Here is a 10,229-nt window from a genome sequence, read left to right as displayed (position 1 = left end):
CAGACCAACGATGGCGAACGAAGAGCAACTGCGCGACTACCTGCGGCGTGCGGCCAACGAGCTGCACGAGACCCGGACCCTGCTGCGCGACGCCGAGGACCGGTGGCACGAGCCCATCGCCATCGTCGGCATGCAGTGCCGCTACCCCGGCGGGGTCGGCTCTCCCGAGGAGCTCTGGGAACTGGTGCGCACCGGCGGCGACGCCATCACCGGCATCCCGTCCGGGCGCGGCTGGGAGCACGCCGAGGGAGCGGCCGGCGGCTCCTACCGGGGCGGGTTCCTGGCCGACGCGGCCGACTTCGACCCCGGCTTCTTCGGGATCTCGCCGCGCGAGGCGCTGGCGATGGACCCGCAGCAGCGCCTGCTGCTGGAGGCCTCCTGGGAGGCGGTCGAGCGGGCCGGGATCGACCCGACCTCGCTGCGCGGCAGCCGGACCGGCGTCTTCGTCGGGGTGATCGCGAGCGACTACCTGTCCCGGCTGCCCTCCGTCCCCAAGGAGGTCGAGGGCCACCTGCTGACCGGCAGCCTGACCAGCGTCGCCTCCGGCCGGATCGCCTACACCCTGGGCCTGGAGGGCGCGGCGGTCACCGTGGACACGGCGTGCTCCTCGTCGTTGGTCGCCCTGCACCTGGCCTGCCAGGCGCTGCGGGCCGGCGAGTGCGACCTCGCGCTGGCCGGCGGCGCCACCGTCCTGGCGACCCCGGGCGCCTTCGACGAGTTCGCCCGCCAGCGCGGCCTGGCGGCGGACGGGCGGTGCAAGTCCTTCTCGGCGGCGGCCGACGGCACCGGCTGGAGCGAGGGCGTCGGCATGCTGCTGGTCGAACGGCTCTCCGACGCGCGGCGCCACGGGCACTCCGTGCTCGCCGTGGTGCGGGGGTCGGCGGTCAACCAGGACGGCGCCTCCAACGGCCTGACCGCGCCCAACGACCTGGCGCAGGAGCGGGTGATCCGCCAGGCCCTCGCCAGCGCCCGGCTGACCCCGGCGGACGTGGACGCGGTGGAGGCGCACGGCACCGGCACGGTCCTCGGCGACCCGATCGAGGCCCAGGCACTGCTGGCCACCTACGGCCGGGACCGGCCGGCCGGACGGCCGCTGCGGCTCGGCTCGGTGAAGTCCAACCTCGGCCACACCCAGGCCGCCGCCGGAGTGGCCGGCGTCATCAAGACGGTGCTGGCGCTGCGGCACGGCCTGCTGCCGCGCACCCTGCACGCCCAGGAGCCCACGCCCATGGTCGACTGGGCGTCCGGCGGGGTCGAACTGCTGACCGAGGCGGCCGACTGGTCGGCGGGGGAGCGGGTGCGCCGGGCCGGCGTCTCCTCCTTCGGGGTCAGCGGCACCAACGCGCACGTGATCATCGAGGAGGAGCCGGCCGAGGACCGGACGCCCGCCGACGGGGTAGCCGCCGCGCCGTCACCGGCCCCCGTGCCCTGGGTGGTCAGTGCCCGCACCGAGGCCGGGCTGCGCGCCCAGGCCGCCCGGCTGCGCGACTGGGCGCTCGCGCACCCCGCGGCCCGGCCGGCCGACGTGGCCTGGTCGCTGGCCTCCGGACGGGCCGTGCTGGAGCACCGGGCGGTCCTGGTCGGGGACGACCTCGCCGGACTCGCCGCGCAGCTGGGCCGGGTCGCGGACGGCGGGGCGGACGCGCCGCAGGGCGCCGCGCCGCGCCGGACCGGCCGCACCGCCGTCCTGTTCACGGGCCAGGGCACCCGGACCCGGGGCGTCGCGCGCGAGGCGTACGCGGCCTTCCCGGTGTTCGCCGCCGCGCTGGACGAGGTCTGCGCCGCCTTCGAGGGAGTGACGCCGTTCTCCGTCCGCGAGGTGCTGCTCGGCGAGCCCGACGGGTCGCCGGTCGAGGACACCGGCGTCGCCCAGCCCGCCCTGTTCGCCTACGAGGTCGCCCTCTACCGCCTGTGGACCGCGTGGGCGCCGGCGCCCGACCACGTGGCCGGCCACTCACTGGGCGAGATCGTCGCCGCGCACGTGGCCGGGGCGCTCACCCTGGAGGACGCCGTCACCCTGGTCGCCGCCCGTGCCCGGCTGATGGCCGCGCTGCCGACCGGTGGCGCGATGCTCGCGGTCGGGGCGGGCGAGGGCGAGGCCGCCGCCGTCCTGGCCCCGATCGCCGGGGTCGGGCTCGCCGCCGTCAACGGGCCTGCGAGCGTGGTGGTCTCCGGCACCGTCGAGGCCGTCGAACAGGTCCGCGCCGCCTGCGCCGAACGCGGCTGGCGGCACACCCGGCTGCCGGTCTCGCACGCCTTCCACTCCGAGCTGATGGACCCGGTGCTGGAGAAGTTCGCCTCCGTGGTCGACGGGCTGCGCCCGCGCCGCGCCGGGATCCCGCTCGCCTCCACCGTCACCGGGACGATCACGGCCCCCGACCGGCTCAGCGATCCGGCGCACTGGATCGCCAACCTGCGCGGCACCGTCCGCTTCGCGGACGCGGTCGGCGCGCTGCGGGCGGCCGGGGTGACCGAGTTCGTCGAACTCGGCCCCGGGGCCGTCCTGACGCCGATGGCCACCGAGTGCCTCGCCGCCGAGGAGGCCGACCGGACGGTCGCCGTGCTCCCCACCGCCGACCGCGAGGGCCCCACCGCCCGGAGCGTCCTGACGGCGCTCGGCCGGGCCTTCGTGCGCGGCACGGCGGTGGACTGGGCAGCCCTCACCGCGGGGCCCGCCACCGACCCGGCCGCACTCGGCCGGCGCCGGGTCGAGCTGCCCACCCAGGCCTTCGAACGCCGCCGGTTCTGGCTGGACGCGGGCATCGGGGCCACCGACGCGACCGGCCTCGGACAGGGCCCGGCCGACCACCCGCTGCTCGGCGCCATGGTCGAACTCGCGGACGGGCACGGCTCGCTGTTCACCGGACTGCTCTCGCTCGACAGCCACCCCTGGCTCGGCGACCACGTGGTGCTCGGCACCGTGCTGCTGCCCGGCACCGCCTTCCTGGAGCTCGCCCTGCACGCCGGCCGGCGGGCCGGCTGCGAACTCGTCGAGGAACTCTCCCTGGAGGCGCCGCTGGTCCTGCCCGAGCGCGGCGCCCTCCAGCTCCAGCTGTGGCTGGAGGCCCCGGACGCCGCCGGCCGGCGGGCCGTCGCGATCCACTCGCGGCCCGACACCGGCGACGCCGCCGAGCCGTGGACCCGCCACGCGGTCGGCACCCTGGCCCGGACCGGCGCGAGCGCCCCCGCCGAGTCGCCGGTCCGGCCGCCGGCCGACGAGGGCGCCGTCCCGCTCGACGGCTTCTACGACTGGCTCGCCGACGCCGGTGTCGCCTACGGTCCGGCCTTCCTCGGCGTGCGCGCCGCCACCCGCCACGGCGAGGACGTGTACGGGGAGATCGCGTTGCCCGAGGCCGTCGCCCACGACGCCGACCGCTTCGGCGTCCACCCGGCACTGATGGACGCCACCCAGCACCTGCTCGGCATCGCGGCCTTCGCGGACCGCGCCGACCCCGGCGCCGGGCCGGTCTCGCTGCCGTTCTCCTGGCGCGACGTCCGCCTGTTCGCCCCCGGCGCCGCCGCGGTCCGGGCACGGCTGCGGCGCACCGGCCCGGAGGCCGTCACCCTGACCCTCGCCGACCCCCAGGGCCGACCGGTCGCCGAGGTCGGCTCGCTGTCGGTGCGGCCGGTCTCCGCGGAGAAGCTGCGCGCCGCCGCCACGGCCCGTCAGGACCCGCTGTACGCCGTGCGCTGGACCGCACTGCCCCACCCGGCGCAGCCCGCCGCCCCCGCCGCCGGCTCCTGGGCCGTGGTCGGGGACGGCGACCTGGCCCCCGGTCCGGAGGCCTCCCGGCACACCGACCTCGCGGCCCTCGCCCGCGCCCTGGACGGCGGCCTGCCCACCCCGGCCCTGGTCGTGCTGTCCTGGCCCGCCGCCGGAACCCCCGGCCCGCCGCCGGCGGAGGCCGTGCACGCCGCCGTCACCCGCGCCCTGGAGACCGTCCAGACCTGGCTCGCCGAGCCCCGCCTCACCGGAACGCGCCTGGCCGTGGTGACCCGCCGGGCGGTCTCGGTGGGCGCCGACGACCCGGTGCGCGACCTCGCCGCCGCCGCGGTCGGCGGCCTGGTGCGCTCCGCCATGTCGGAGAACCCGGACCGGATCGTCCTGGTCGACCTCGACGACGACCCGGCCTCGGCGTCCGCCCTCGCCGCCGCCACCGCGACCGCCGCCGCGACCGGAGAACCGCAACTCGCGCTGCGGGCCGGTGCGCTGTACGCGCCGCGGATCATCCGCAGTGGCCCCGCCGAGGCCGCCCGACCCGCCTTCGACCCGGACGGGACCGTCCTGGTCACCGGCGGCACCGGCGCGCTCGGTGCCCTCGTCGCCCGGCACCTGGCCGCGGTCCACGGCGTCCGCCGGCTGCTGCTGACCAGCCGGCGCGGCCCGAGCGCCCCCGGTGCCGCGGAACTCGTCGCCGACCTCGCCGCGCTGGGCGCCGAGGTCGAGGTCGCGGCCTGCGACGTCGCCGACCGGCAGGCCCTGGCGGCCCTGCTCGCCGCCGTCCCCGCCGAGCACCCGCTGCGCGCCGTGGTGCACACCGCCGGCGCCGTGGACGACGGCGTGATCGCCGCCCTGACACCCGAGCGCGTCGGCCCCGTGCTGCGCCCCAAGGTGGACGCCGTCCTCCACCTGCACGAGCTCACCCGCGACCTCGACCTGACCGCCTTCGTGCTCTACTCCTCCGTCGCCGGCGTCATCGGCAGCCGGGGCCAGGCCAACTACGCGGCCGGCAACGCCTTCCTGGACGCCTTCGCCCAGTACCGGCGGGCGGCCGGCCTGCCCGGCGTCTCGCTGGCCTGGGGCCTGTGGGAGGAGGAGAGCGGTCTGATGCGGGAGGACTTCACCGCCACCGACCGCCACCGCATCGACCGCAGCGGTGTGCTCGCGCTCTCCGCCGAGCAGGGCCTCGCCCTGTTCGACGCCGCCCTCGCCCAGGACGAGGCGCTGCTCGCCCCCGTCCGGCTCGACCTGGCCGCGCTGCGCCGCTTCGACGAACTGCCGGTCATCCTCGGCGCCCTCGTCCCCGCGCGGCGGCGGGCCGGCGGCGAGGAGGCCCGCAGGCTCGTCCAGCGCCTGGCCGGCCGCCCCGAGGCCGAGCAGGTCCAGCTGCTCACCGACCTGACCCGCCGGCAGGCCGCCGTCGTCCTCGGGCACTCCGGCCCCGAGACGGTCGGCGCCGACCGCGCCTTCACCGAGCTGGGCTTCGACTCGCTCACCGCGCTGGAGATGCGCAACCGCCTCAACACCGCGACCGGCCTGCGGCTCCCGGCGACCGTCCTGTTCGACTACCCCAGCGCCACCGCCCTCGCCCGCTTCCTGCGCACCGAACTGCTCAGCCTGCCCGGGTTCGGCCGGGCCCCGGCCGCCGTCCCGGCCCGGGTGACGGACGAGCCGATCGCGATCGTCGCCATGAGCTGCCGCTTCCCCGGCGACATCGCGAGCCCCGAGGAACTCTGGCGCTGCGTGGCCGACGGCGTGGACACCGTCTCCCCGCTCCCCACCGATCGCGGCTGGGACCTCGCGGGGCTGTACGACCCGGACCCGGACCGCTCCGGGCGCTTCTACACCCGCGAGGGCGCGTTCATGCGGGGCATCGACCGCTTCGACTCGGAGCTGTTCGGGATCTCGCCGCGCGAGGCGCTCGCGATGGACCCGCAGCAGCGCCTGTTGCTGGAGACCTCTTGGGAGGCCTTCGAGCGGGCCGGCATCGACCCGCTCTCGCTGCGCGGCAGCAACACCTCCGTCTTCGCCGGGCTGATGTACTCGGACTACGCCGCCGGCCGGGTCCAGGACGTCGACGACGAGCTGGAGGCGTACATCGGCAACGGCAACTCCTTCGGCGTCGCCTCCGGGCGCGTGGCCTACACCCTTGGCCTGGAGGGCGCGGCCGTCACCGTCGACTCGGCCTGCTCCTCCTCGCTGGTGTCGCTGCACTGGGCGAGCCACGCGCTGCGGACCGGGGAGTGCGACCTCGCGCTGGCCGGCGGGGTCACGATCATGTCGACGCCGAGCGTGTTCGTGGAGTTCGCCCGCCAGCGCGGGCTGGCCCCGAACGGCCGCTGCAAGTCCTTCGCGGCCGGCGCGGACGGCACCGCCTGGGGCGAGGGCATCGGCATGCTGCTGCTGGAGCGGCTCTCCGACGCCCGCCGCAACGGGCACCCCGTGCTGGCGATCGTCCGCGGCTCGGCGGTCAATCAGGACGGCGCCTCCAACGGCCTCACCGCCCCCAACGGGCCGTCCCAGCAGCGGGTCATCCGCCAGGCGCTGGCCAACGCGCGGCTGTCCACGGCCGACGTCGACGTGGTGGAGGCGCACGGGACGGGGACGACGCTGGGCGACCCGATCGAGGCCCAGGCGCTGCTGGCCACCTACGGCCAGGACCGTCCCGAGGACCGGCCGCTCTGGCTCGGCTCGGTGAAGTCGAACTTCGGCCACACCCAGGCGGCGGCCGGCGTGGCCGGTGTGATCAAGATGGTGATGGCGCTGCGCCACGGCCTGCTGCCGAAGACCCTGCACGTCGACGCGCCGACCCCGCACGTCGACTGGACGGCCGGCCGGGTGGAACTTCTCGCGGAGGGCCGCCCCTGGCCCGAGCTGGACCGCCCGCGCCGCGCGGCGGTCTCCTCGTTCGGGATAAGCGGCACCAACGCGCACGTCATCCTGGAGCAGGCGCCGGCCGCCGAGGCCCCCGCCGGGCCGGCCGCCGAGGCCCCCGCCGGCGTGGCCGGGGTGGTGCCCTGGGTGCTCTCGGCCCGGACCGAGGGCGCGCTGCGGGACCAGGCCGGCCGGCTCGGGCAGTGGCTGACCGCCCGCCCCGACGCCGGACTCGCCGACGCGGCGTGGTCGCTGGCGGCCGGGCGGGCCACCCTGGAGCGCCGCGCGGTGGTCTGGGGGCGCGACGGCGCCGAGATCGCCGCCGGGCTGCGGGCGGTGGCGGACGGTACGGCCTCCACCGCCCCGAACGCGCTCCCGGGCGACGCCGGCGGACCCGGAGCCGCCGCCACCGGACCGGTGTTCGTGTTCCCGGGGCAGGGGTCGCAGTGGGCCGGGATGGCGGTCGAACTCCTCGACGTCTCGAAGGTCTTCACCGCCGCGATCGAGGAGTGTGCGGAGGTGATGGACCCGCTGACGGACTGGTCGCTGCTGGAGGTGCTGCGGGACGGTTCGGGGGCGCTGCTGGATCGCGTCGACGTGGTGCAGCCGGTGCTGTTCGCGGTGATGGTGGGGCTTGCGCGCTGGTGGGAGTCGTGCGGGGTGCGGCCGGCCGCGGTGATCGGGCACTCGCAGGGCGAGATCGCCGCCGCGCACGTGGCCGGGCTGCTGTCCCTGGAGGACGCGATCCGGGTGGTGGTGCGGCGCGCCCAGGCGCTGCGGCGGGTCTCCGGCACCGGCGGCGGGATGCTTTCGGTCGGTGTGAGTGCGGACAGCGCCGCCGAACTGCTGGCCGACGACGAGCGGTTGTCCCTGGCGGCGGTCAACGGGCCGTCGAGCGTGGTGCTCTCCGGGGCCGTCGAGGCGCTGGCCGCCGTGGCCGAGCGGTGCGAGCGCGAGGACGTCCGGGCCCGCTGGATCCCGGTCGACTACGCCTCGCACTCGGCGCACATGGACGCGCTGCACGATGACCTCCGGGCGCTGCAGGCGGACCTCGCCCCGCTACCGGGCCGGGTGCCGATGTACTCGACGCTGACCGGCGAAGCGGTCGACTCTCCGGACCGGCTGGCGGGTTCGTACTGGTTCGACAACCTGCGCGGCACCGTCCGGCTGGACAAGGCGGTGCGCACGGCTCTCGGGGAGGGGCACACCGTCTTCCTGGAGTGCAGCCCGCACCCCGGGCTGGTCGTGCCACTGGAGGACCTCATCGCCGCGGCCGCCGCCCCCGGGACCGTGCTGCACACCCTGCGGCGCGGCGCGGGCGGTCCGGAGCAGTTGGTCACCGCCCTGGCCGCGGCCTTCGGCCGAGGCGTGCCGGTGGACTGGGCCGGGCTGCTGCACCGGCGTGGCGTGCGCCGGGTCGACCTGCCCACCTACGCCTTCCAGGGCCGCCGTTACTGGCTCGACCCGGACGGCGGGACCGCGCTGCCGGGCCGCGCCAAGCGGTCCGCCGCCCCGAGCGGCGACCCGGTCGACGGCACCCTGTGGGACGCCGTCACCGCCTCCGACGCGGCGGGCCTTGCCGCACTGCTCGACGTCCGCGAGGACGCGCCGCTGCACGAGGTCCTGCCCGCGCTCGCCGGCTGGCGCACCCGCCGGCGGGCCGACACGGCGGTCCGCTCCTGGCGCTACACCGAGAGGTGGGAGCCGTGGACGGACGCGCCCGCCGTGCCCGGCCGGCTCACCGGGCGCTGGCTGGTCCTCGCCCCGGCGGACACGGAGCCGCGCGCCACCGTGGCGGACGCGCTCACCGCGGCCGGCGCGGAGGTCCTCGCCCCCGGGGCCGGGGAGGTGCCCACCGACCGTGCCGAGCTGGCCGCCTGGCTGCGGGAGACCGCGCCCGCCGGCGTCCTGCTGCTGCCCGACCCCGGGCCGGAGCGGGCCGATCCGACCCTCGCCCTGTACGGGCTGGCGGTGCTCGTCCAGTCCCTCGGTGACGCCGGACTCGACGCACCGCTCTGGTGCGCCACCCGGGGCGCGGCCTCCCCCCTCGGCGAGGCCCCGGCCGACCTGACGGCGGCCGCCCTCTGGGGGCTCGGCCGCGTCGCCGGTCTCGAACACCCGGACCGCTGGGGCGGCCTGGTCGACCTGCCCGAGGCCGTCGACGAGCGCTCCGCCGCGATCCTGTCCGCCGTACTCGGTGCCCGCTCGGTGGAGGACGAGATCGCGATCCGCCCGCTCGGCACCTTCGTCCGGCGCCTGGCCCGGTTCCCGCACGCCGAGGGCGCCCCGCGCCGCGACACCCCCTGGCAGGCCGGCCGCACCGCGCTGGTCACCGGCGGCACCGGGGCGCTCGGAGGGCACGTCGCCCGCTGGCTGGTCCGGGCCGGCGCCGAGCACCTGGTGCTGGCCGGCCGGCGGGGCGAGGCCGCGCCGGGGGCCGCGGAACTGCGCGAGGAGCTGACGACGGCCGGCGCCGAGGTGGAGATCGCCGCCTGCGACGTCAGCGACCGCGAAGCGGTCGCGGCCCTGCTCGCCGACCTACGCGGCCGGGGACTGCGGGTGGACACCGTGGTGCACGCGGCGGGCGCCGAGGTCGGCGGACCGTTCGAACGGATCACCCGGGAGTCCGTCGCCGAGGCGGTTGCCGCCAAGGTCGGCGGCGCCCTCGCTCTTGACGGACTGCTGCGCGCCGACGAGGCCGGGACCTTCGTGCTCTTCACCTCGGGTGCCGGGGTGTGGGGCGGAGCCGGCCAGGGCGCGTACGCGGCGGCCAACGCCTACCTCGACGCGCTCGCCGCCCGGCGCCGTGACGAGGGCCGGGCCGCCACCGCCGTCGCCTGGGGCCGGTGGGCGGGCGGCGGAATGTCGGACGGCGAGGCCGTCTCGGCGGCACTCGACCGGATCGGTGTGGCGGCGATGGACCCCGAACTCGCCCTTGAGGCGCTGCGCCAGGCCCTGGAGGAGGACTTGGACCGGGTGACTGTCGCCGACCTCGACTGGCCGCGCTTTGCGGTCGGGTACACCGCCGCCCGCCCGCGCCCGCTGATCGCGGAGCTGGTCGCGGCCGAGACCCCGGCGCCGGCCGACGCGGAGCCGGGCGCCGACGACCGGGTGCCCGAGCACCTGCGCGAGCGCCTCGCCGGGCTGTCCGCCGATGACCGGCACGGCGCGCTGGTCACCCTGGTGTGTGCGGAGGTCGCCTCCCAGCTGGGCCACACCGACCCGGCCGAGATCGAGCCCGAACGGCCGTTCCGCGACCTCGGGTTCGATTCGCTGGCCGCCGTCGGCCTGCGCAACCGGCTGGTCGCCGCGACCGGGATCGACCTGCCGACCACGTTGGTCTTCGACCACCCGACGGCGCAGGCGCTGGCCGCCCACCTCGGCGCGGAGCTGTTCGACGACACCGCGCGGAACGCGTCGGCGCTCGACGAGCTGGACCGGCTGGAGGCGGGCCTGGCGGCGCTGTCCGGCGCCGCGGACCGTGACCGCGTCGCCGACCGGCTGGTCGAGCTGGCGGAGCGCCTGCGCGGCGGACCGCGCCCGCCGGCCGAGGCCGGCCGCGACCTGCGGACCGCGACCGACGCCGAGATGTTCGACATCCTCGGGGAGGAGTTCGGGATCTCCTGAGCAGCCG

General features: G+C 77.4%; 1 protein-coding gene. It reads left to right on the top strand.

What is annotated here, in order from left to right; all coding sequences use genetic code 11:
• Positions 1-10 precede the first annotated feature (10 nt).
• A complete protein-coding gene (locus tag ACFVVU_RS08280) occupies positions 11-10,222 on the top strand; it encodes a type I polyketide synthase (RefSeq protein ID WP_387788765.1) in 10,212 nt (3,403 codons plus the stop codon).
• Positions 10,223-10,229: the final 7 nt, after the last annotated feature.

The organism is Kitasatospora sp. NPDC057965 (assembly GCF_042887135.1).
Taxonomy (GTDB): Bacteria; Actinomycetota; Actinomycetes; order Streptomycetales; family Streptomycetaceae; genus Kitasatospora.
This window is presented reverse-complemented; position numbering and strand designations above follow the sequence as displayed.

Excerpts from the sequence above, each read along its gene's own strand:
- ACFVVU_RS08280 (WP_387788765.1), top strand. The coding sequence starts at position 11 with ATGGCGAACGAAGAGCAACTGCGCGACTACCTGCGGCGTGCGGCCAAC.